This is a genomic window from Saccharothrix sp., assembly GCF_031180885.1.
Lineage (GTDB): Bacteria > Actinomycetota > Actinomycetes > Mycobacteriales > Pseudonocardiaceae > Actinosynnema.
This window is the reverse complement of sequence record NZ_JAPSLK010000003.1, coordinates 33036-55993: the sequence shown is the minus strand read 5'-3', so window position 1 is coordinate 55993 and position 22958 is coordinate 33036. Positions and strand designations below refer to the sequence as shown.

Annotated in this window: 18 protein-coding genes; 10 read left to right on the top strand and 8 right to left on the bottom strand. The window is 72.3% G+C overall.

The features are described from left to right. Positions 1-123 precede the first annotated feature (123 nt). On the top strand, positions 124-987 hold the full coding sequence (locus tag RIN75_RS06510) for an alpha/beta hydrolase (protein ID WP_309110868.1): 864 nt from the start codon (positions 124-126) through the stop codon (positions 985-987). A 58-nt stretch (positions 988-1045) separates the two neighbouring features. On the opposite strand, the gene RIN75_RS06505 is transcribed toward RIN75_RS06510, so the two are convergent. The 5 genes from RIN75_RS06505 to RIN75_RS06485 form a co-directional block, all read right to left on the bottom strand. After that, positions 1046-1579, bottom strand: coding sequence for an EF-hand domain-containing protein (locus tag RIN75_RS06505; protein WP_309110867.1), 534 nt, complete (start codon positions 1577-1579; stop codon positions 1046-1048). A gap of 78 nt (positions 1580-1657) precedes the next feature. Then, complete coding sequence (locus tag RIN75_RS06500) at positions 1658-2905, bottom strand: nucleotide sugar dehydrogenase (RefSeq protein ID WP_309110866.1); 1248 nt, start codon at positions 2903-2905, stop codon at positions 1658-1660. A gap of 48 nt (positions 2906-2953) precedes the next feature. Then, positions 2954-3277: a hypothetical protein gene (locus RIN75_RS06495; protein WP_309110865.1), complete on the bottom strand. Its 324-nt coding sequence runs from the start codon at positions 3275-3277 to the stop codon at positions 2954-2956. Positions 3278-3685: 408 nt separating this feature from the next. Next, on the bottom strand, positions 3686-6508 hold the full coding sequence (locus tag RIN75_RS06490; RefSeq protein ID WP_309110864.1) for an AMP-binding protein: 2823 nt from the start codon (positions 6506-6508) through the stop codon (positions 3686-3688). Next, on the bottom strand, positions 6505-7176 hold the full coding sequence (locus RIN75_RS06485) for a hypothetical protein (protein ID WP_309110863.1): 672 nt from the start codon (positions 7174-7176) through the stop codon (positions 6505-6507). The genes RIN75_RS06490 and RIN75_RS06485 overlap by 4 nt, the downstream gene beginning before the upstream one ends. A 236-nt stretch (positions 7177-7412) precedes the next feature. On the opposite strand from RIN75_RS06485, the gene RIN75_RS06480 reads away from it, so the two are divergent. The 8 genes from RIN75_RS06480 to RIN75_RS06445 all read left to right on the top strand — a co-directional run bounded on the left by RIN75_RS06480 (position 7413) and on the right by RIN75_RS06445 (position 20064). Continuing rightward, positions 7413-10610 carry an amino acid adenylation domain-containing protein gene (locus RIN75_RS06480; protein WP_309110862.1) on the top strand — a complete coding sequence of 1066 codons (3198 nt, stop codon included), beginning with the start codon at positions 7413-7415 and terminating at the stop codon, positions 10608-10610. A gap of 12 nt (positions 10611-10622) precedes the next feature. Next, positions 10623-10820: an MbtH family protein gene (locus RIN75_RS06475; RefSeq protein WP_309110861.1), complete on the top strand. Its 198-nt coding sequence runs from the start codon at positions 10623-10625 to the stop codon at positions 10818-10820. A 5-nt stretch (positions 10821-10825) separates the two neighbouring features. Continuing rightward, complete coding sequence (locus tag RIN75_RS06470) at positions 10826-12040, top strand: MFS transporter (protein ID WP_309111197.1); 1215 nt, start codon at positions 10826-10828, stop codon at positions 12038-12040. Then, a complete protein-coding gene (locus RIN75_RS06465) occupies positions 12037-14835 on the top strand; it encodes a type I polyketide synthase (protein ID WP_309110860.1) in 2799 nt (932 codons plus the stop codon). Before RIN75_RS06470 ends, RIN75_RS06465 begins: the two co-directional genes overlap by 4 nt. Next, on the top strand, positions 14832-15566 hold the full coding sequence (locus RIN75_RS06460) for an alpha/beta fold hydrolase (protein WP_309110859.1): 735 nt from the start codon (positions 14832-14834) through the stop codon (positions 15564-15566). Before RIN75_RS06465 ends, RIN75_RS06460 begins: the two co-directional genes overlap by 4 nt. Then, positions 15517-17214: an acyl-CoA dehydrogenase family protein gene (locus RIN75_RS06455; protein WP_309110858.1), complete on the top strand. Its 1698-nt coding sequence runs from the start codon at positions 15517-15519 to the stop codon at positions 17212-17214. The genes RIN75_RS06460 and RIN75_RS06455 overlap by 50 nt, the downstream gene beginning before the upstream one ends. Next, entirely contained in the window at positions 17211-18971 is a 1761-nt protein-coding gene (locus RIN75_RS06450; RefSeq protein ID WP_309110857.1) for a non-ribosomal peptide synthetase, read from the top strand. Before RIN75_RS06455 ends, RIN75_RS06450 begins: the two co-directional genes overlap by 4 nt. A gap of 238 nt (positions 18972-19209) precedes the next feature. Next, on the top strand, positions 19210-20064 hold the full coding sequence (locus tag RIN75_RS06445) for an NAD(P)-dependent oxidoreductase (RefSeq protein WP_309110856.1): 855 nt from the start codon (positions 19210-19212) through the stop codon (positions 20062-20064). Here RIN75_RS06445 and RIN75_RS06440 read toward each other — a convergent pair. Beyond that, entirely contained in the window at positions 19963-20874 is a 912-nt protein-coding gene (locus RIN75_RS06440) for an AraC family transcriptional regulator (protein ID WP_309110855.1), read from the bottom strand. The two genes, RIN75_RS06445 and RIN75_RS06440, sit on opposite strands and share 102 nt — an antisense overlap. Positions 20875-20904: 30 nt before the next feature. Here RIN75_RS06440 and RIN75_RS06435 point away from each other — a divergent pair, with 30 nt between their 5' ends. Further along, positions 20905-21636, top strand: a complete 732-nt coding sequence (locus tag RIN75_RS06435; RefSeq protein WP_309110854.1) for a class I SAM-dependent methyltransferase — start codon at positions 20905-20907, stop codon at positions 21634-21636. Here RIN75_RS06435 and RIN75_RS06430 read toward each other — a convergent pair. Then, entirely contained in the window at positions 21620-21811 is a 192-nt protein-coding gene (locus RIN75_RS06430; protein ID WP_309110853.1) for a DUF397 domain-containing protein, read from the bottom strand. The two genes, RIN75_RS06435 and RIN75_RS06430, sit on opposite strands and share 17 nt — an antisense overlap. 167 nt (positions 21812-21978) lie before the next feature. Further along, positions 21979-22824 (bottom strand): helix-turn-helix transcriptional regulator, encoded by an 846-nt coding sequence (locus RIN75_RS06425; RefSeq protein WP_309110852.1) that lies wholly within the window; start codon positions 22822-22824, stop codon positions 21979-21981. Positions 22825-22958 lie beyond the last annotated feature (134 nt).

The window sequence follows — 22958 nt, the reverse complement described above, 5'->3', positions numbered from 1 at the left end:
CCGCCTGATTCACCGGCGGCCCCGAGTCACCGGCGGCCTGTCCCGCCTTGACGCTGCCGCTCGCCGCCGCCGCGCTCAGTCGGCGCTGACTGGTTGCTGAGCGGCCCGCGCCACGGTGGTCCCATGCAGATCAGCGGATTCACCTACCACCGCGTCCCGGTCGGCGACGGCGTCGAGCTGAACGTCGCCGCGAAAGGCGCCGGCACCCCGGTCGTGCTCCTGCACGGCTTCCCGCAGACCCACCTGATGTGGCGGCACGTCGCCGCCGACCTGGCCGCCGACCACACCGTCCTGGTCCCCGACCTGCGCGGCTACGGCGACAGCGACAAGCCCGCCGACACCGGCCGCACCTACGCCAAGCGCACCATGGCCGCCGACGTGGTCAAGGTCGCCGCCGCGTTCGGGCACGACCGGTTCGCCGTCGTCGGGCACGACCGGGGCGCGCTGGTCGCCGTCCGCACCGGCCTCGACCACCCCGAACGGGTGACCCACCTGGCCGCGCTGGACGTCCTCCCGACCCTGGACATGTGGGACGTCCTGCACGGCACCACCGCCGCCATCGGGTTCCACCTGTTCCTCATGGCCCAACCCCCGGGCCTGCCCGAAGCGCTCATCACCGCCGCGCCGGACGAGTTCTTCGGCCACTTCCTCGACGCCTGGACCCAGGACCCGACCGCGATCCCGCCGGACGTGCGCGCCGAGTACCTGCGCAAGTCGCAGAAAGCCATCCCCTCCATCGTCGCCGACTACCGCGCGTCGGCCACGGTCGACGTCGAGGACGACACCGCCGACCAGGGCACGAAGCTGCGCATGCCGGTGGCGGTGCGGCAGCGGGACTGGGGCGCGGTGCTCGGGTTCGACGCGCGCGGGCGGTGGGCGCAGTGGGCCGACGACCTCGACCACGACACCGTCCGGTGCGGGCACTTCATGGCCGAAGAGGCCCCGGACCTGGTCGTGAAGACCGTCCGCGACCTCCTCACCCGGTAGGCGCGCCGAGGCGGGGTCGACGGGCTCGCGCACCCGTCGACCCCGCCTCGAGCGCGGCTCAGCCCAGCAGTTCGGCGTCCAGCGTGCCGAAGTGGTACGCCTTGACCGCCTGCACCAGCTCTTCCACGGTCAGCTTGCCGTTGCCGTTGACGTCGATCTGCTGGAAGGACTGCGTGGCCTGCGACGGGTCGACCCCGACCGCCTTCATCCACTTGCCGAACTCGGCCTGGCTGACCTCGCCGTCGCCGTCGGTGTCGCACAGGTTGAGGATGGACTGGATCATCGGCCGCACGACGCGCCCGAAGCCCGCGTCACCGCTCTGGAACACCTCGGTCTCGATCACCCGCAGGAACTGGCCCTTGTCCAGGGCGCCGTTCGGTCCGACGCCGGCCCGCTGGGCCAGGTACTCGAAGGTGTGGACGAACGAGTCGATCACCGCGCGCCCGTTCGGCGACTGCGGGGACTCGCCGAACGCCTTCACGATGCGCTGCGCCTCGGCCTCCAGGTCGGACCGCTCGATGCGCCCGTTGCCGTTGACGTCCCACTTGTCGAACCGCTTCTCCAGCCGTGTGTTCCTGACAGCCGTGGTCATTCCTGCACTCTCCTTCACTACACGAGTTGGCTCTGGCGAAGCCGCGTGCGGGGACGTCACCCCGCGGCGCGGCGGGCACTACAGGTGCTGGACCTCCCCTCCCGGAACGCGTCCCGTGACGTCGAGGAGGAGCCGTGCGTTCCTGGCCAGCCGGCTCAGGTCGTAGCCGCTGTGCGGGACGAGCAGGACGGTCGCGTCGCTGCCGCGCAGAGCGGAGTCCAGGTCGGTCACCGGCGGCCCGAGCCGGGGCACGGGACCGGAAACCGGGTCGTGGTAGGAGATCCGGGCGCCGAGCGCGGTCAACTCGGCCGCGACGCGGACCGCCGCCGACTCCCGGGTGTCGGGCACGTCGGCCTTGTAGGCCACGCCGAGCAGCAACACCCGTGCCCCCGCAACGGGTTTGCCCTCCTCGGCGAGCAGCCGCACGACCCGCTGGGCGACGTAGCCGGGCATCCCGGTGTCGACCTGCCGGGCCGCCTCCACCACGCCCAGCCGCACCCTCTCGCGGCGGGCCTTGTCCAGCAGGTAGCGGGGGTCGACCGGGATGCAGTGCCCGCCGACGCCGGGTCCGGGCGTGAACGGGGCGAACCCGAACGGTTTGGTGGCCGCGCAGCGCAGCACGTCCCACACGTCCACGCCCAGCCGGTCGCAGAACACCGCGATCTCGTTGACCAGCGCGATGTTGACGTACCGGTAGGTGTTCTCCAGCAGCTTGGCCATCTCGGCCTCGCGGGTGCCCTTGGCGACCACGACGGTGTCCACGAACCGCCCGTAGAACGCGGCGCAGTGCTTGGCGCACAACGGGGTGTGCCCGCTGACCACCTTCGGCGTGGTGCGCACGCCGTGGCGCCGGTTGCCCGGGTCGATGCGCTCGGGCGAGTAGCCCAGCGGGAAGTCCTCGCCCGCGACCAGGCCGTGGCGCTCCAGCAGCGGCCGCACGACCTCGTCGGTGGTGCCGGGGAAGCTGGTCGACTCCAGCACCACCAGCGTGCCGGGGCGCAGGTGGTCGGACACGGTGGTGGCGGCGGCGCGGACGGCGGACAGGTCCGGTTCGCCCTCCGGGTTCAGCCCGGTGGGGACGCAGATCACGACGGTGTCGGCCCGCGTGACCACCGACGGATCGGTGGTCACCGCGAACCCCTTGGCACGCATGGCTTTCAGTTGTTCGTCGGACACGTCGAGCACGTGTGAACGGCCGGCCTGGAGGGTGTCCACCACGGCCTGCGAGGTGTCGTAGCCGACGACCGACAGGCCGGCTGCGCCGGCGGTGGCGGCCAGCGGGAGCCCGACGTACCCGACTCCCACGACGACCAGGTCCACTGACACGTGCGCCCTTTCCACGACGTCGGGATGTGTTGTCACCACCCAGCCGGCTCACGGCACCTTGAAACTGCCCGCCGCGGGCGGGACGTGGCCCCCGTAGTTCTCCTGCAGGACCCAGATCGGCGGGGTCGGGAACGGCCCACCGCAGTCGGGCACGCCGAAGACTTCGACGTTCTTGTTGGTGCGGTTGGTCATCACGTGGGCGCCCGCGGGGATCTCGTAGCAGCCGCGCGGGTTCTCGAAGACCACCAGTTCGGTGACCTCGGCGATGTAGACGACGACCTCGCCCACGGCGGCGTGCGCGGCGGGGCTGAGCGGGATGGTGAGCGCGGTGGCGGACAGTGCGCCGAGCAGCGCTGTGGCGAAGCGTTTCATCGGGGAACCTCCATCGCTGAACGGTGTCCTAATCGGACATTCCTCGCTGTCCGCAAGCTAACAGTGACGCTCAGCAAGATGGGGTGACAGAACGCAACACCACCCGCGCAGGTTGCGGGCGACCATGCATGTTCATCCGGCCGGCCACGGAGGGCGATCGCCTCCGTGGGCGTGGCGTGCTCGCACGTGCAGCGGTTCATTAGGTCGAGCGATGCTCACGTGGCGGATTTCCGCGTTGTTGCGGAGACGCCGAACGCGCCGCGTGACCAACCGGCGCGCAGCCCGCACGAAGGCGGTTTCGCCGGGTGTCCGTCGCACGATCGGCAGAGCCGATCGCCGCCCCGCCGGCTCACCGGGCGGGGCCTGATCATCAATTCCAATCCACACTGAAGCAATAGAGAATATTGATCAGCCGGTGAACGCCTCCAGCACGGCCGCCGACACGGCGGACACCGTCTCCATGCCCACCCGCTCCACGTCCCGGCTCACCCGCAGCCGCGCCCGCCCCCCGGCCGCCGCGACCAGCTCCACCTGCAACTCCGCCAACGGCACCGTCGGCTCGTCGTGCCACTCGACAACGCACCCGGGCAGCACCAGCACCGGCTCCGGCGAGTCCTGCACCGCCGCGATCACCTGGTACCGCGGGTGCCGCCCCGTCCGCACCGGCCCGTGCAGCCGCGCGACCTCGGCGAACGGCAGGTCCCCGTGCGCCAGCGCCGCCGCCACCGACGCCGCCGTCGACCGCCCCGGCCCCACCCGCACGCACACCGTGTCGATCAAGCACCCCACCGGCAGTTCCAATTCCTCCGTCGACCGCTGCGTCACCGGGACCCCGATCCCGAACTCCGCCTGCCCGGTGCACTCGGCGACCGCCCGTGCCACGACGTCCACCAGGACCCCCAGCCGACCCGTCCCCCGCTCGCGCGCCATCCGGTCGACCGCCGCGAGGTCCACATCGTGCTCTACCGCGTAGACAGGACCGCCGGCGCCCGGTCGCAACACCAGGTCCGGCATCCCGGCCAGCTCCTCGACCCAGAACGCCCGCTGCGCCGCCAGGTCAGCCGCCCGGGACAACCCCGCCACCGCCGAGGACGTCTCCGCCGGCGTCGGCACGGCCACCCCGAAGTCCGGCTCGACACCGCGCACCCGCGCCGCGTACGCCACCGACAGGTCCTCCGCGAGCCGGTGCCGCGACCAGCCGTCGAACGCGATGTGGTGCACCGTCACGCCGAACAGCCACGCCTCCCCCGTCCACACCAGCACCGCCCGCCACGGCACCCCCGCCTCCAGGTCCAGCGGCGCGGCCAGGCGGGCGTCCAGGGTCGTGCGGTCGCCGGTCATGCGTTCCAGCTCGACGTGCGCACCACCGGGAACGGCCAGCGGCTCGTCCTCGTCGGTGAAGCGGGCGTTCAGGTAGCCGTGTCGCTCGTGGACGTCCCGGACCGCCGCGGCGAGCGCCGACACGTCGAGGTCGCCGGTCACCGTCCACGCGATCGGGCAGTGGTTGTGCGGGTCCGCCCCGTCCGCGACCTGGTGGCGGACCAGGAAGGAGTGCTGCATCGGCGTCAGCCGAGGACCGTGATCCCGGCCGGCCTCGACCGGCGCCGACAGCCACTCCGCCAGGCCCGCCACCGTCGGCGTCGACCGCAGCCGCGACACCGGCACCGACCGGCCGAACCGCGCGCCCAGCCGGGTGCACAGCCGCACCGCCTCCAGCGACGTCCCGCCCAGCTCGAAGAACGACCGGTCCCGCTCGACGACCCCCAGCAACGCGGCGAACTCCCCCGCCACCACGTCCTCGGCGGAACCACCGCTCGGAATCGGGACCGCGGATGACCGCGGCAGCAACGCCAGCAACCCGGCCGTGTCCACCTTCCCGTTGGGAGACAACGGAAACACGGGCACCTGAAGCACGTGGTCCGGCACCGAGTAGGCGGGCAGGTCGGCCCGCAACCGCGCCACCACGTCGTCCACCGCCGCGTCCCCGGCGTAGAACAACGCCAACGCCCGGCAGGCGCCCGCCTCGTCGCGCACCGGCACCACCACGCACCGCCGCACCCCGGCGACCCCGCCGGCCACGTGCTCCACCCCGGCCGGCTCGATCCGGTGCCCGCGCACCTTCACCTGCCGGTCCTGGCGACCGTGGAAGTGGAAGACGCCCGCAGCGTCCACGCTCCCCCGGTCCCCCGTGCGGTACACGCGCACCGGCGCCCCGCCCAGCGTCAGCCAGGTGAACTTCTCCGCCGTCAGCGCCGGATCGCCCAGGTACTCCAAGGCCAGCCCATCGCCGGCGACGACCAACTCCCCCACCTCGCCGGGCGCGCACTCCCGACCACCGTCCACCACGTGCACGGACGTCCGGGTCACCGGCCGACCGAGCGGGACGTCACCGGCGATGTCCGCCACGTCGTGGGTCAGCACGAACACCGCGCTCTCCACCGGCCCGTACCCGTTGACCAGCCGCACCTCGGGCCGCGCCGCCCGGAACCGCCCCGCGTGCCACGCCGACAGCTTCTCGCCGCCGGTGATCACGGTCGCCAGCCCGGCGAAGGCGTCCACTTCCTCCTCCACCACCAGTTGGAACAGTGATGTGGTCAGGAACAACGTGTTCACGCCGTGCCGCGCGACCATGTCCCGCAGCGCCGCGGGCATCAACGGCCGGTCCTCGACCAGGACGCACGTGCCGCCGGTCAGCAGCACCCCCCACAGTTCCAACGCGAACGCGTCCCACGCGACAGCGGACACCTGCGGCATCACGGTGGTCTCGTCGAAGGTCGCGAACGTGCAGTCCTGGAACAACCGGATGGTGGCCTCGTGCGGCGACACCACCGCCTTGGGCTCGCCCGTGCTCCCCGACGTGAAGAACACCATCGCGGCGGTCTCGTCCACCAACGGCGGTGGGTTGAGGGCCTCGCACTCCACACCGACCCACACCTGACCGGGCAGCAGGTCGTCGATGCGCCGGAACCGCTCCTCGGGCCACGCCGGGTCCAGAGCGGCGTACGCGGCACCGCACTTCAGCACCGCCAGCAGCGTCGCGACCAGGCGGGGCGACACCGGCAGCACCACCGGAACGACGTTGCCCTTGCCGACCCCCGCCGCGCCCAGTTCCAGCGCGATCGCGTCGGACATGCGGTCCAACTCCGCGTACGTGACCCGGCCAGAGCCGTGGATCAATGCCGTGGCGTCGGGCCGGCGCGCGGCCCGGGCCCGGAAGAGTTCGTGGATCACGCCGTCCTCGCCAACTGCCCGACGCCCGCCAGGCCGTGCGTGCGGACGTGCTCGATCAGCGCCATCCGCTTCCAGCCGGTGCGGCGGATCGCCGGCTCCGGGATCTCCAGCTTGCGCACCAGGTAGTCGATGTGGGCGTCGACCGCCCGCGCGCTCATCCGCAGCCGGGCCGCGATGTCGGCCGACGTGGGCGCGACCGGCCCGCGCCGCTCGCACAGCGCGGCCAGCACGGCGAAGTAGCGGGCCTCCGGGTCCAGCTGCGGGACCTCCGGCCGGATCGCCGGGCACCGCCGCACCACCGGCGGCGTCACCTCGCTCACCGCGGCGAACACCGTCACCGACACCCGGCCGGGGCGGCGGGCGGGCGTCACGATCGCCATGTCGAACCCGAACGGCACCCGCCCACCGGGCCGCACGGCGGTCGCCTCGCCCGGGTGGTCGACGTCGGCCACGAACAGCGGCTCGTGGTCGGACAGGTTCGTGATCCACCAGACGCCGCCCTCGGCAGCCACGGCACCCCGGAAATCCGGCTCGCCGTCGATCGGCAAGTCCCACGGGCACGCCCCGCACGCACAGGTGCCGAACGTCCGGGTGCCGCCACCGGGCACCTCGACCCACCGCGGGCTGCGGCCCCGTTCGACCGGCCCCTGCACGGTTACTGCACTCACTGGTCTCCCCCCACGAAGTCACCCGATAGGCCGATGGACAGCCATCGGCGATTTCAGTCGGTCAACCATCGCGCCACCGCGCGAATACCGGTATGGGCAGAACTACCCACGCACCCCCTCGCGCGATAGCACACCTTCGGCTTTGGGGCAAGTCCGGTGCTCCGGGTCCGCCCGGATTACCCGTTCGGGCGCAGCGCCGCAGTCTTGGCCGCAGTCATCGCGGAAGGACTCATCGAGTGAGCGCGCAACCCCGGACCACGACGCCGCTGTCGGCCGCCCAGCGCGGGCTGTGGCTGGTGGACGAACTCCACCCCGGCAGCCCCCTCTACAACGTCTTCTGCTCGGTCCGCCTGACCGGGCCCCTGGACCTGCCCGCCCTGCGGCACGCCGTCACCCGGGTCGTCGCCCGGCACGAGGCCCTGCGCACGACGTTCCCCGCGCACGACGGCGAGCCCCGCCGCGAGGTCGCCGACGCGGTGGACGTGCCGCTGCCCGTGGTCGACCTGGACGACTACTCGGCTGCTTGCCGGTACGTGGACGAGTGGGCGGAGCGCCCGTTCGACCTGGCCGGCGGGCCGCTGTTCCGGGCGACCGTGGCGCGGATCGGGCCCGAGGACCACCTGCTGGGCGTGTCGACGCACCACATCGTCTCCGACGGGCAGTCCCTGCACGTGCTGTTCGACGAGCTGGCGGACCTGTACGCGGGCGTCGAGCCGCCTCCGGTGCCGGCGCTTGTCGAGGAGCGCGACGAGGACCCGGAGCTGCTGGAGTGGTGGCGGACCTACCTGGCGGGCGCGCCGGACGTGCTCACCCTGCCGTCCGACCGCCCGCGGCCCGCCGTGCGCGGGACGGCCGGCGCGACCCACGTGTTCGAGGTCCCGGACGTCACGGCCGCCGCCGCACGGCACCGCGCCAGCCCGTTCATGCTGCTCATGACCGCGTACGCGGCGCTGCTGGGCCGGTTGACGGGTGTGTCGGAGGTGCTGATCGGGACGCCGGTCGCGGACCGGTCGCTGCCCGAGTCGGACCGGCTGATCGGGCTGTTCGTGGACACCGTGCCGGTGCGGGTGGACCTGTCCGGCGACCCGACGTTCGGCGAGCTGCTGGGCCGGGTCCGGGCGTCGGTGCTGGACGCGGTGACCCACCAGGGCGTGCCGTTCGACCGCCTGGTGGACCTGGTGCGCCCGGACCGCTCGCCCAGCCACACCCCGCTGGTCCAGACGATCTTCAGCGCCGACCCGGCTCCGTTGGCCCAGCCCCGCTTCCGCGGCCTGACCGCCGAGCTGCGCACGCCGATGCCGTCCACGGCCAAGTTCGACCTGGACCTGACCGTGCAGGGCACGCCGGACGGCTTGATCGGCGTGCTCACCCACAGCACCGAGCTGTTCGACGCCCCCACCGCGCGCCGGCTCGGCGAGCAGTTCACCCGACTGCTCACCGCGGGCGTCGCCGCTCCCGACACCCCGGTGCGGCGGCTCCCGCTGCTCTCCCGCGCCGAGCTGGACCTGGTGTTGGGCGAGTGGCACGAGACCGCGCCCGCGCGGTCGTGCCTGCCGGTGCACGAGCTGTTCCGGCGCTCGGCGTACCGCTACCCGGACCGGCCGGCGCTGGAGGGCGAGGGCGAGGTCCTGACCTACGCCGACTTGGACGCCCGCTCCGACCGGCTGGCCGGCGCGTTGGTGGCGCGGGGTGTGCGGCCGGACGAGGTGGTAGGCGTGCTGATGCCGCGCGGGATCGACCTGATCACGACGTTGCTGGCGGTGCTGAAGTCCGGCTCGGCGTACTTGCCGCTGAGCCCGACTCACCCGCCGGCCTACCTGGAGCGCGTGCTGGCCGCCGCCGGAGTGTCCACAGTGGTCACTTCCCCCGACCTGGCCCACCGCCTGCCTGCTGACGTGGTTGTGCTGACGCCCGCCGGCCTCCGGCCCCCGTCTCCATTGTCCCACGGGGGTACGACATTCGAGGCTGAGAGCCCCCGGGGGTCGTTCTCCCCCGCGGGTACGACAATCGAGGTCGAGAGCCCCTGCGGGTCATTGTCTCGCGCGGGTATGACGATCGAGCACTGCCGAGGCGCGTACTTCCAGCCGGGCAAGACGGTTCCGCATCCGGACAACCTCGCCTACGTGCTCTACACCTCCGGCTCCACCGGCGAACCCAAAGGCGTCGCCGTCACGCACCGCGCGCTGGCCAACATGGCGCTGACGATGGTCGACTACTACGGCCACACCGCCGACGAGCGCGTCCTCCAGTTCGCCAACGCGGGCTTCGACATCACCGCCGAAGAGCTGTACCCGACGTGGACGGCCGGCGGCTGCGTGGTCCTCGCGCCCGACCCCGCGCCCGGTCCGGAGAACCTCACCGACCTCATGCGGGACAACGGGATCACCTTCACGATCCTCACCTCCAGCAACTGGCGGCAGTGGGCGCACCGGGCCTGGGCCGACGGCCGCAACCCCGCGCCCACGCTCCGGATCGTCTCCATCGGCGCGGAACCGGTCGACCCGGACACCCTGCGCCGCTGGCAGGACGAGGTCGGCGTCCCGCTGGTCAACTGCTACGGCCTCACCGAGACCACCGTCAACGCCACCGCCACCCCGCTGACCGACCGCACCGTCACCATCGGCCGGCCGCTCGACGGCGTCACCGCCTACGTGCTGGACGCGAACCTCGAACCGGTCCCGGTGGGCGTCCCGGGCCAGCTCTACCTGGGCGGCGAGTGCCTGGCGCGCGGGTACCTGGGCCGGCCGGACCTGACCGCGGACCGGTTCGTCCCGCACCCGTTCGTGCCCGGCGCGCGCCTGCACCGCAGCGGCGACCGCGCCCGGTGGCGCGCGGACGGGCAACTGGAAGTGCTGGGGCGGCTGGACAAGCAGCTCAAGGTGCGCGGCTACCGCATCGAGCCCGGCCACGTCGAGGCGGCGCTGTCGGCGCACCCCGGTGTGTCCGACGCCGTCGTGGTCGCCCGCGACGAGCGGCTGGTCGCGTACGTGGTGCCCAGCGTGCCCGAAGACCTGCGCGAGCACCTCAACGCCCGCCTCCCGGTCCACCTGGTGCCCGGGGCGTTCGTCCCGATGGCCGCGATCCCGTTGAACGCCAACGGCAAGGTCGACGAGAAGGCCCTGCCCGCGCCGACGTTCACCGCGCCGACGAGCGCAGCCGCGAGCACGGACCTGGAGCGCGACCTGGCCGACGTGTGGCAGGACGCGCTGGAACTGGACCGGGTCGGCGTGCACGACAACTTCTTCGAGCTGGGCGGCACCTCGCTCACGCTCGCCCGGGTCCACCGCCGCCTGCGCGACCTGCTGGGCCGCGCGCTGCCGATGGTGGCCCTCTACGAGTACCCGACGATCGCCTCGCTGGCGCGGCACCTGTCCGGCGGCGAGGACACCACCCTGCGTACCCGGCCCCGCACGCGCCGGCCGCGCCGACGCTGAAGGAAACCGACCATGTTCGAGGACGACGACGACCGCCAGTACACGGTCGTGCGCAACGACGAAGAGCAGTACTCGCTGTGGCCCGCCGACCGGGCCCTGCCGCCCGGCTGGACCGCCCAGGGCGTGTCGGGCACGAAGTCCGCGTGCCTGGAGCACATCCGGACCGTGTGGACCGACATGCGCCCCAAGGGCCTGCGGGAGTTCCGGTGACCGTGATGCGCCTGCTCGGGTTCCGCAACCTGTTCTTCGCGCAGACCCTGAGCCTGCTGGGCACGCAGATCACGCTGCTGGCGCTCCCGCTGGCCGCGCTGCTGCTGCTCGACGCGTCCGCCGCGCAGGTCAGCCTGCTGGCCGCGGCCGAGTACGCGCCCATCCTGCTGTTCGGCCTGCCCGCCGGGGCCTGGGTCGAACGCATGAAGAAGCGGCCGGTGCTGCTGATCTCCGACGCGGCCCGCGCGATCGCCCTGGGCGTCGTGCCGGTCGCCTACCTGCTCGACATGTTGACGTTGCCGCTGCTGTTCGTGGTGGCGTTCGTGGTCGGCCTGGGCACGCTGTTCTTCGACGTGGCCCAGATGTCCTACCTGCCGCTGCTGCTGCCGGAGGACCAGCTCGCCGACGGCAACGCCAAGCTGGAGGGCTCGCGGTCCTTCGCGCAGCTCGCCGGGCCCAGCGCCGGTGGCGCGCTGGTCGCCCTGGTCACCGCGCCGGTGGCGATCCTGGTGGACGCGCTGAGCTACCTCGGGTCGTTCGTGCTGCTGCTGTTCGTCAAGGGCCGCGACACCGCGACCCCGCCGGCCGAGCGGCAGGGCCTGGGCAAGGAGATCGCGGAAGGCGTCCGGTTCGTGATCGGGCACCCCGTGCTGCGGCCCCTGGCGCTGGCCGACGCCGCCGCCAACTTCGCCTTCGCCGCCGTCCTGGCGCTCCAGGTGGTGTTCGCGGCCGACGACCTGCACCTGGGCGCCACCGCGATCGGCATCGTGCTGGCCGTGGGCAACGCCGGCGGGCTGGTCGGGGCGGTGCTCAGCGGGAAGCTCAGCGAACGCGTCCCCGCCGGGCCGCTGCTGATCGGGTCGATCGTCCTGTTCACGGTCGGCGCTGCGGTGCTGCCGCTGGCGACGGACGCGTGGACGTTCGGGCTGGGCCTGTTCGTGGTCTACCTCGGGGTCGTCGTCTACAACGTCGTCTCGGTGACCATGCGCCAGCTCGCCACGCCGGAACGGCTCCTGGGCCGGATGAACGCGACCCTGCGGTTCATCGAGTGGGGCACGCTCCCGCTCGGCGCGGTCGTCGGCGGTCTGCTGGTCGCGCCCCTCGGCATCCGCACCGTGCTCTGGTTGGCGGCGGGCGTGTGCGCCCTGTCCGTCCTGCCGCCGCTGCTGTCGCCGGTGCGTTCCCTCAAGAACAACCAACTCCAGGAGGTGCCCGCATGAACGAGGAGAGCCCCCACCTGGCCGTGGTCGGCATGGCGGGCCGGTTCCCCGGCGCGCCCGACCTCGCCGGGTTCTGGGACAACCTGTCCGGCGGTGTCGAGTCGAGCGACCGCACGCCCGAGGGCGGTGACCGGTTCGACGCCGGGTTCTTCGGCTACGCGCCCAGCGAAGCCCTGCTGCTGGACCCGCAGCACCGCGTGTTCCTCGAAGTCGCCTGGGAGGCGCTGGAGCACGCCGGGTGCGACCCGTCGCGGTTCGACGGCGCGATCGGCGTGTACGGCGGCAGCGGCGACACCGGGTACTCCGAAGTGCTGCGGCAGCACCGGCACCGGTTCCCCAACACCTCCGAGTTGCAGTTCCGGATGGCCGGCGGCGTCGACTTCCTGACCAGCCGGGTGTCCTACAAGTTCGGCCTGACCGGGCCGGCGGTGACCGTGCAGACCGCGTGCTCCACGTCCCTGGTCGCCATCCACACCGCCGCGCAGGCGCTGCTGGCGGGCGAGTGCGTCCTGGCGCTGGCCGGTGGCATCACGCTGCACGTGCCGTTCCCGGTGGAGGAGCCGGAGTCCGGGATCATCGCGCCGGACGGGCACTGCCGGGCGTTCGACGCCTCGGCGCAGGGCACGGTGGCGTCGGACGGCGCGGGCGTGGTCGCGTTGAAACGTCTCGATGACGCGCTCGCGGACGGTGACCGCATCCACGCCGTGATCCTCGCGTCGGCGGTGAACAACGACGGCGCGGGCAAGGTCGGCTTCACCGCGCCGAGCGTGGACGGGCAGGCCGCCGCAGTGCGGGCCGCGCTCGAACTGGCCGACGTCGACCCGCGGAGCATCGGGTACGTCGAGGCGCACGGCACCGGCACGCCGGTCGGGGACCCGATCGAGGTGCGGGCGCTGGCCAAGGCGTTCGCGGTGGACGAGACCGGGTTCTGCCTGCTGGGGTCGGTGAAGACCAACATCGGGCACACGGACGCGGCGGCCGGCGTGATCGGGTTCATCAAGGCGGTGCTGGCGCTGGACAAGGAGCTGGTTCCCGGGACGGTGCACTTCCGGTCGCCCAACCCGTTGCTGGAGCTGGACTCCACGCCGTTCCGGGTGAGCGCGGACCCGGTGGCCTGGCCTCGGGGTGAGGAGCCCCGGCGGGCGGGGGTGAACTCGCTCGGGATCGGCGGAACCAACGCGCACGTGGTGCTGGAGGAAGCGCCGGCGCGGGCTCGCACGCCGGAGGCCGGGCACCAGTTGCTGCCGGTGTCCGCGCGCAGTGCCGACGCGGTCGCCAAGGCGGGTGCTCGCCTCGCCGCCCACCTCGACCGCCCAGCCGCCTCCGGCCCGGCCGCCGACCCCGGCCCGGCCGCCGGTGAGTCGCTGGCCGAGGTGGCGTGGACGTTGCAGACCGGGCGGAAGGTGTTCTCCCACCGGGGTTTCGTGGTCGCGGAGGACGCCGCCGACGCCGCCGGGCAGCTCGCCCGGCTGGCCGGCAAGCCGGTGCCCGGGACCGCGCCCGGGGTGGCGTTCCTGTTCCCCGGCCAGGGCGGGCAGCACGTCGGCATGGGCCGGGAGCTGTACCGGCGGGAGGCGGTGTTCCGCGCCGAGTTCGACCGGTGCGCGGACCTCGCGCTGCCCGGGATCGACCTGCGGGACGTGGTGCTGCGCGGGGACGCCGATCTCCTGGCGACCATGAGCGTCGGCCAGCCGGCCGTGTTCGCCGTGGAGTACGCGCTGGCCAAGCTGTGGATGTCATGGGGCATCACGCCGAGCGCCGTCGTCGGGCACAGCCTCGGCGCGTACGCGGCGGCGGCGATCGCGGGCGTGCTGTCCGTGGCGGACGCGCTGAGCCTGGTGCTGGAGCGCGGCCGGTTGATGGACGCCATCCCCGCGGGCGCGATGCTCGCCGTGCCGCTGTCCGAGGCGGAGGTGGCGCCGCTGCTGGGCGGGCTGTCGCTGGCGGCGGTCAACGGGCCGCGGCAGTGCGTGGTCGCCGGGCCGCTGTCCGACGTGGACGACCTGCGGGTCCGGCTGGCCCACGACGGCGTGGACGGGCGGCTGCTGCGCATCAGCACCGCCGCGCACTCCACGCTGGTGGAGCCGGTGCTGGCGGGCTTCGAGAAGCGGGTCGCCGGGGTCACTTTGCGCCCACCCGTGATCCCGTGGGTGTCCGACCGGACCGGCCGGTTCGTCACCGCCGACGAGGCCACCGACCCGGCGTTCTGGAGCGCGCACTTCCGGGAGACCGTCCGGTTCGCCGACGCCCTGGCCACCCTGCCCGCCGACCTGGCCCTGGTCGAGGTCGGTCCGGGGCGGACGCTCTCGGGGCTCGCGCGCCGGCAGTCCGCGCCCGAGCGGGTCGTGGTGGCGAGCATGCCGCACCCCGCCGAGGACGTGCCCGGCCCGGCCGTGCTGCTCAACGCGCTGGGGACTCTGTGGCAGGCGGGTGTCGAGGTCGACTGGGCCGCGCTGCACCCCGTGCGGCCGCACAAGACCGCGCTGCCCACCTACCCGTTCGAGCGCAAGCTGTTCCGGCTCGACGCGGAGGAGGAACCCGAGGTCGAGGCGGACGCGGCGCAGGCCGTGCTCAGCGAGACCGAGCGGGTGCTGGCGGCGGCGTTCGGCGCGATCCTCGGGTTGCGCCACGTCGACGCCGACGACAACTTCGTGGCGCTGGGCGGGGACTCGATGCTCGCCACCCGCGTCGTCGGGATGGTCCGCGCGGACCTGGGCGTCGAACTCGGGGTGCGGGACCTGTTCCGCGCGCCGACCGTCGCCGGGCTCGCCAAGCTGATCGAGGACAAGCGGTGAACCCCTGGCTGCTGTGCCGCCGCAAGCGCCCCGACGCGCGGCTGCGCCTGTACTGCTTCCCGCACAGCGGCGGGTCCGCGGGCGAGTTCCTGCGGTGGGCCGACGACCTGCCCGACGTCGAGGTGTGGGGCGTGCAGACACCGGGCCGCGGCACCCGCCTCGACGAGCCGTCGCACACGCGGATGGACGACCTGGTCCGGGCGATCGTGACCGAGGTGGACTTCGCCGGGCCGTGCGCGTTCTTCGGGCACAGCCTGGGCGCGCTGGTCGCCTACGAGGTCGCGGTGGCGTTGCGCGACCTCGGGCGGCCTGGCCCGGAGCGGCTGCTGGTGTCCGCGCACGAGGCGCCGCACCGGCACGTCCGGGACGACACCGCCCACCGGCTCGACCAGGCCGGGCTGATCGCCGCCGTCGAGGAGCAGTTCGGGCCGCTGCCCGCCGAGGTCCGCGACGACCCCGAGTGGCAGGACATGGTCCTCGGGCCGCTGCGCGCGGACCTGTCGATCGTCGCCGGCTACCAGTACCGACCCGCCACTCCCCTGGACTGCGCGATCACCGCGCTGGGCGGGACCGCCGACACCGTCGGCGAGGCCGACCTGGCCTGCTGGGACCGGCACACCACCGGCGCGTTCGCGCTGCACCTGTTCGCAGGGGGCCACTTCTACTTCCGGGAGCACCACGATGACGTCCTCCGTCGCCTCGCCGCCGACCTTGCGGGGCTTCTTCGATGAACTGTTCCTGGGTCGGGTGCGGTGGGACCTCCTGCGCCCCTTCCCGACCCAGGACCCGACCGACCGGGCGACCGGCGACCAGGCCGTCGCCGCGGCCACCGCGCTCGTGCGCGCCCACGTCGACCCCGAACTGCTCGACCGCACCGGTTCGCTGCCGGTTGGTTTGACGGACGCGTTGCAGGACGGCGGTTTCTACAAGCTGCTGATGTCGCCGGAGCTGGGCGGGTTGGCGCTGTCGCCGTTCAACGCGATGCGGGTCGTGCAGGCGGTGGCGAGTTGGTCGCCCGCGGTGGCGTGGTCGCTGGCCATCGGCAACGGGTTCGGCTCCGGGTCGTACCTGCCGATCGTCGAGGACGGGCCGCTGCGCTCGTTGATCGAAAGGCACGTCCGTGCGGGCATCGTGTCCGGCAGCGCCGACACCGAGGCCAACGGGGCGGCCAACCACCGCCGGCACACCACCGCCGTGCCCGTCGAGGACGGTCGGGCCTACCTGGTCAACGGCGAGAAGGTGTTCATCGGCAACGGTCCGCTGGCCCGGCTGCTCGACGTGGCGTGCACGGTGGAGGTCGACGGGGTCCGGCAGATCCGGTACTTCTTCGTGGAGACCGACTCGCCCGGGTTCGAGGTCGTGACCACGCAGGAGTTCCTGGGGCTCAAGGGCGCGCCGATCGGGGTGCTGCGGCTCACCGACGTGCGGGTGCCGGCGGAGAACCTGCTGCCGGCGTCGACCGACGAGGCCCGGTACGCGCCGGAGATCGCCCAGCTGGCCACGCTGGCCCGGACGTTGATCATCGCCTCGCCGTCGCTGGCCATCGCGAAGCTGTGCCTGGGGTGGCAGCGGAACTTCGTGACCCGGCGGGTCATGGACGACCGGCCGCTGGGGTCCTACGAGGAGATCCAGCGCCGGGTCGCGGAGACGGCGGCGGACGTGTTCCTGGTGGAGAGCATGGTCGAGTGGGGCCTGCTCGGGCAGGATCGCGCCGACACCGGGCCGGACCTGACCGCGGCCAAGAACCTGACCTCGCTGGCGTGCTGGCGGGCGATCGACCGGACCGTGGGGCTGCTGGGCGGTGAGGGCATCGAGACCGCGCGCAGCAAGGCGCGGCGCGGGGCTCCGGCGCTGCCGGTGGAGCGGTTCGTGCGGGACGCGCGGGGGCTGCGGGTGGCCGGTGGGGTGGACTTCCTGCTGGACTACTGGTCGGCGGAGGCCGGGCTGGAGGCTTACTACTCCGGGGCTCCGCTTGGGTCTTTCGAGTCCACTGTGGACGATCTTGCGTTGTCACCGCGGTGTCGTGAGCACTTCCGGGTCCTGGTGGACTCCGCGGAGCGGTTCGGTGCGGTGTGCGCGGGGCTGACCAGGGCTTATGGGCGGTCCGAGCTGATGGCCCGGCAGCGGACCGTGATCACGCTGGGGGCGCTGGCTCGTGAGCTGCTCGGAATCGCTGTGGTGCTGGCCCGGGCGAGTTCCGAGGAAACTTTTGTTTTGGCCGACATCGCGTGTTCGTCTGCCCGTGTGCGCCTGGCCGGGTTGTGGGCGCAGCTCGACGCTGCCGACCCGGACTTCGCGGGTGTCGCGGACGAGTTGTTGCACGGCACCGGGTTCGACTTCCTGACCACCGACATCGTTTCCGTTGAGGACCAGCCATGAACGTGCATTCTTTGGTCGCCGCCGTCGCGACCGCCCATCCTGCTCGGGTTGCTGTTGTTTCGTCGGGGCGATCGCTGACTTATGGCGAGTTGGACGCCTGTGCGAACGGGCTCGCGGCTCGGTTGATCGCGTCCGGGGTGCGGCCGGGTGATCCGGTGGGGGTGTTCCTGCACCGGTCGGCGGAGTTCGTGGTGGCGGCGCTGGCGGTGCTGAAGGCGGGCGGCCACTACGTGCCGCTGGACCCGGAGTACCCGGCGGCCCGGCTGGAGTACATGTTGGCGGCGGTGGCGCGGCCTCCGGCCCCCGGTTCCATCGTCCCACGGGGTACCGACAATTCCGGTGGTCCTCGGGGTGCCGACGCCGGCGGGCCGGTGGTGGTGACGGTGGCGGCGTTGGCGGGCCGGGTGTCGCAGGGTGTGGTGTTGGTGGATGAGCTGCCCGAGCCGGCCGGTCCGGTGGATGTGGCGGTGCATCCGGATGAGTTGGCTTATGTCATGTTCACGTCCGGGTCGACCGGCAAGCCCAAGGGGGTTGCCGTGACGCACCGCGGGATCGTGCGGCTGGTGGACCAGCCCGGATGCGTGTCGTTGGACTCCGAAACCATGCTGCACATCTCCTCACCCTCCTTCGACGCCGCGACCTTCGACATCTGGGGTGCGCTGGCCAACGGTGGTCGGCTCGTCGTCGGGCCGGCGGGCAAGGTGACCGTGGCGGAGGTGGGTGCGCTGGTGGCGGCGGAGGGGGTGACGACGGCGTTCTTCCCGACCGGGTTGTTCCACCTGATCGTGGACGAGGGTGTCGAGGCGCTGGCCGGGTTGCGGCAGGTCGTGGTGGGCGGGGACGTGCTGTCCTCGGCGCACGCCCGGCGGTTCCTCGCCGCGCTGCCGGGGTGTCGGCTGGTCAACGGGTACGGGCCGACCGAGGTCACGACGTTCACCACGTTCCACGACGTCCGGCCGGTGGACGGGCCGGTGCCCATCGGTTCGCCGTTGAACCGGACCTACGTGCGGGTCCTCGACGACGACCTCCAGCCGGCCACGGTCGGCCAGCTGTTCGCGGGCGGTGACGGGGTGGCGCGGGGTTACGTCGGTGACCCGGCGTTGACCGCGCAGCGGTTCGTGCCCGACCCGTGGGTGCCCGGCGCGCGGCTGTACGCGACCGGGGACCTGGTCCGCGAGACGCCCGAGGGGCTGGAGTTCCTGGGCCGCATCGACGGTCAGGTCAAGAAGCGGGGCTACCGCGTCGAACCCGGCGAGGTCGAGGCGGCGCTGCGGGACGACCCGGACGTGCGCGACGCGGCCGTCGTGGCCACCGGCGACCGGGCCGACACCCGGCGGCTGGAGGCGTTCCTGGTGCTGTCCGGGCCGTTGGACGGGGTGCGGGACCGGGTGGGCGAGGTCCTGCCGGAGTACATGGTGCCGGACGTGTGGGTGGAGCTGCCCGTCCTGCCCCTGACGCCCAACGGCAAGGTGGACCGCGCGGCACTGGTCGCCGCGCCCCGTGGGAGCAGCACCGGCGAGACGGAGTCGGGCGAGCCGCTGTCCGAGACGGAGGCGGCGATCGCGGAGATCTGGCGGGAGGTGCTGGAGGTCGAGTCGGTCGGTCGCCACGACGACTTCTTCGCCCTGGGCGGCCACTCGCTCATCGCGAACCGGATCGTGACCCGGATGCGCCGGGCGCTGGGCGTGGACGTCCGCCTGGTGGCCGTGTTCGACCACCCGACCGTCGCGGGCCTGGCCGACCACGTGTCGCGCTGACCGGGGGCACCTCGCGAGGTGCCCCCGTCCACCTCAGGTCTGCCGGTAGCGCAGCACGATGGCGAGCACGCGCCGGGCGCCGGCCCGTCGCCGCAAACCGTCGGCGGTGCGGACCGCCGCGAACACCATCCTTGACCCGTCTCTCTGATTGCCGTAAACACCGTCCGTCGCGCGCGAGCACCGAACGCGTGCACAAGCGTTCAAGACCATCCACCCGTGACCGCGCTACAAACGCGGCGTGATCGGTTTCATCGGACTGGGGCTCATGGGCCTGCCCATGGCCGTCAACCTCGCCAAAGCCGGACCGCTGGTCGTCTGGAACCGCACCCGCGAGCGGTGCGCGCCGGTCGAAGCGGTCGGCGCGCAGGTCGCCGCCTCTGCCGCGGAGGTGTTCGCCCGCGCGGACGTCGTGGTGTTGATGCTGGCCGACGAGCCTGCCGTGGACGCGGTCCTCGCGCGCGGCACGGAGGAGTTCGCCCGGCGGGTGCGGGGGCGGACGGTGGTGCAGATGGGGACCATGCCCGCCGCGTACTCGGTCGGGCTGGAGCGCGACATCACGGCGGCCGGCGGGGTGTACGTCGAAGCGCCCGTGTCCGGGTCGCGCGGGCCGGCGGAGGCGGGCACGTTGATCGCGATGGTGTCGGGCGGGGACGTCGAGCGCGTCGGGCCGGTGCTGGCGCCGATGTGCGCGGAGATCGTCGAGTGCGGGCCGGTGCCGGGTGCGCTGATGATGAAGTTCGCGGTGAACCTGTTCCTGATCACGATGGCCACGGGGTTGTCCGAGGCGTACGTCTTCGCCGAGGCGCAGGGCATCGACCTCGGCACGTTCACCCGGGTCCTGGAGGCCGGCCCGATGGCGTCCGCGGTGTCGCGCGCCAAGGGCGTCAAGCTGCGCGACGGCGACTACGCACCCCAGGCCGCCGCTCTGGACGTCCTGAGGAACAACCGCCTCATCGCCGAAGCCGCTCGCGCCGCCGGTGTCGCCTCACCCCTACTGGACGTCTGCCACGCCCTGTTCGGCGAGGCCGTCACCCTCGGCCACGCTGGCGCCGACATGGCCGCGGTCGCCCACGCCATCCGCGCCAGGTCCTGATACCCCCGCCGCCCACACCGCCGGCGTCAACCCGAAGGCCCGCTTGAACATCCGGGTGAGGTGGCTCTGGTCGGCGAACCCCGCCGCCACCGCCACCTCACCCAGCGGGGTGCCCGCCCGGATCAGCCGACGAGCGGTGTCGAGCTGCCGCATGGTCCGGAACCGCGTGGGGCTGGTCCCGAACGCGGCCCGGAACTGCCGCGCCACGGCCCACCGGTCCATCCCCGCGACCCGTTCGAACTCCGCCACCGAGTGCCGCCGCGCCGGGTCGTCGACCAACAACGCCCGCACCCGCCGCACCGCCTCAAGGTCCAGCGCGGTCGACCGCGCAGGCCCGGCGTGCTGGGTGAGCATGTCCACCACGGCCGTCGTCATCTCGACCGCCTGCACCTCGTCCAGCGGTTCGTCGATGTCCGCCAACCACCCCGCGACGGCTCGCGAGGCAGGCGTCGGCTCCAGCACCGGCTCAGCCACGAACGGCAAAGCCCGACCGCCCAACGCGTCCTGCACCAGCGCAGGGTCCAGGTAGATGATCCGGTAATCCAGGTCGTCAGCGGACCCCGCGCCGCCGTCGTGCGTCTCGTCGGGGTGCAGCACGTGCCACCGCCCGGGCAGGCAGTGCCACAAGGACCCGCGGTACCGGAAGGTCTGCACGCCGGCCAACGTCAACCCGACGGCGTACGTGTCATGCCGATGCGGCGCGAACGCCACCCCGTGCAACGACGCCGCCATCCGCTCGATCCCGTCCGCCCCACCCCCGAACCGCAACCGGTAGGCAGTACCCCGCGCGACCAGAAGTTCCCCGGCCATGCGCCCACGCTAGCCGCTACGGTGTCGGGCGTGGCGGACTCCGATGATCAGTACGACGCGCTGGGCGAGGTCTACGAGCGGGCGAAGCACATCCCGACCGGCCTGGCCGAACGCGCGACCCTCCTGGCCGCGCTGCCGGACCTGCGGGGCCGGTCGGTGCTCGACGTCGCCTGCGGCACCGGGTTCTACCCGCGCCTGTTCCGCGCGGCCGGGGCCGAGCGGGTGGTCGGCGTCGACTCGTCGACCGAGATGATCGCCTACGCGCGCCACGTCGAGCAGCGCGAGCCCGCCGGCATCGAGTACCACCAGCACGACGCGGCGACCCTGCCGGTGTTGGGGTCGTTCGACGTGGTGACCGCCCTGTGGCTGCTCGGGTACGCCGAGGACGTGGCCGCGCTGGACGCGATGATCGCCAACCTGAAGGCGAACACAGCGCCCGGCGGCACGGTCGTCGTCCTGGTGCCCAACCCGGACGCGGACTGGGGTCTGCTCGCCGATTACGGCCGCTACGGCTACGCGGTCGAGCGCACCGGTCCGGCCGGTGTGCGCCAGCCGGTCGTGGTCCGCGTGCTGGGCGACCCGCCGTTCGAGTTCGATTCGTTCTTCTGGCCCGCCGGCACCTTCGAAGCGGCCCTGTCCCGCGCCGGCCTGACCGCCGTGACCCGCCACGACACGGTCGTGCCCGACGACGGCCGCGGCGACGGCTTCTGGGATGCACTGCGCCGCAGCCCCAGCTTCGCCGTGTTCAGCGCTCGCCGATAAACCGCAGGAACTCCCGCCACCCGGACCAGGAGAAGGCCAGTCTTTCTCCCCCGGTGTTGCGGGTGTTGCGCACATGGGCACCGGCCGCACTAAAAGCGACTTCGACACAACCATCATTCGGCGAAAAGGTGCTTTTCCGCCACTGCAGTGCGGAAGGCTTGTCGTCGAAGACCATTCCGGCACCCCTCCCTCACGGCCCCGACCTGGACGAGGTGCTGATCAGCGTATCGGCACGCGTCGATCACCCAGAACCGCCGAGTGAGCGAGCGCCATTGCTCCGCGCTCAGCACGCGATCACGGCCGAGGTGGAATACGGTGCCGGCCGGTGCCGGCCTTATGCAGTTATGACGGCATGTCCTCCAAGAGTCGGTTGATCACGGTGTCGAGGTCCTCCGGCGGCGGGGCCAACTGCTCCAGGGTGATGAACCACTCGACGTACTGGCTGGCCAGTTTCGGGTTGTTCTGGACGACCGTGACACCGCCCGGCCACTCGAGGTAGACCACGTGGTCCTGGTCCTCGGTCGTGAACTCGAAGACCTCGAAATTGCCGCGCATGCCGCGGTGGATGCCCCGGTCGAAGGTCAGCACCTGGATCGTGATGTTCGGCTGCTTCGCCAGGTCTTTGATCTGCTCCAGTTGCTTGCGCATCACGGCCGGTCCACCGACCCAACGCCGGAGCGCCGCCTCGTCCATGATGAAGAAGGCACGGACGGCGTCCTCACCGTGCAGGATGCGCTGGCGTTCCATGCGGAGCTTGACCTTGTACTCCACCTGGTCCTCGGTGTTGTACATCCGCAGGATCTCCCGCGCGTAGTCCTCGGTCTGGAGCAGGCCGGGGATGATCAAGGTCTGGAACTGCCGGATGAGCGACGTGGAGGACTCGAACTCCAACAACGTCACCATGTCGGCGTCGAGGTTGGTCTTGTACTTGTCCCACCACACGCGCTGGCGGCCGGCGCGGGCTGTCTGCTCCAGATCCTTGATGTACTCCGGTGACTCGCCGTAGAACTGGAGCAGCGCGCGCAGGTCGGTCGTCGAGATGTTCACCGCGCCCGTTTCGATGCGGATGACCTTGCTCGTGGACCAGTCGAGCGCCTCGGCGACCTCCCGTTGTGTGCGGCCAGCACGGTCGCGCGCCTTTCGCAGTTCGGTGCGCAAACGGCGTTGCTGGACCACAGGGTTGCTCACCTGCGCCACAGAGATCCACCTTCCGGTCTGCTCCCATGCCATCTGCTATGTGGCATATAGCCAACCGTACGACCGCTTGATACCGTCTTGCAAGCCGACGTTGCGGACTGTCGCAGTCGGCCTCATGGCCGGAC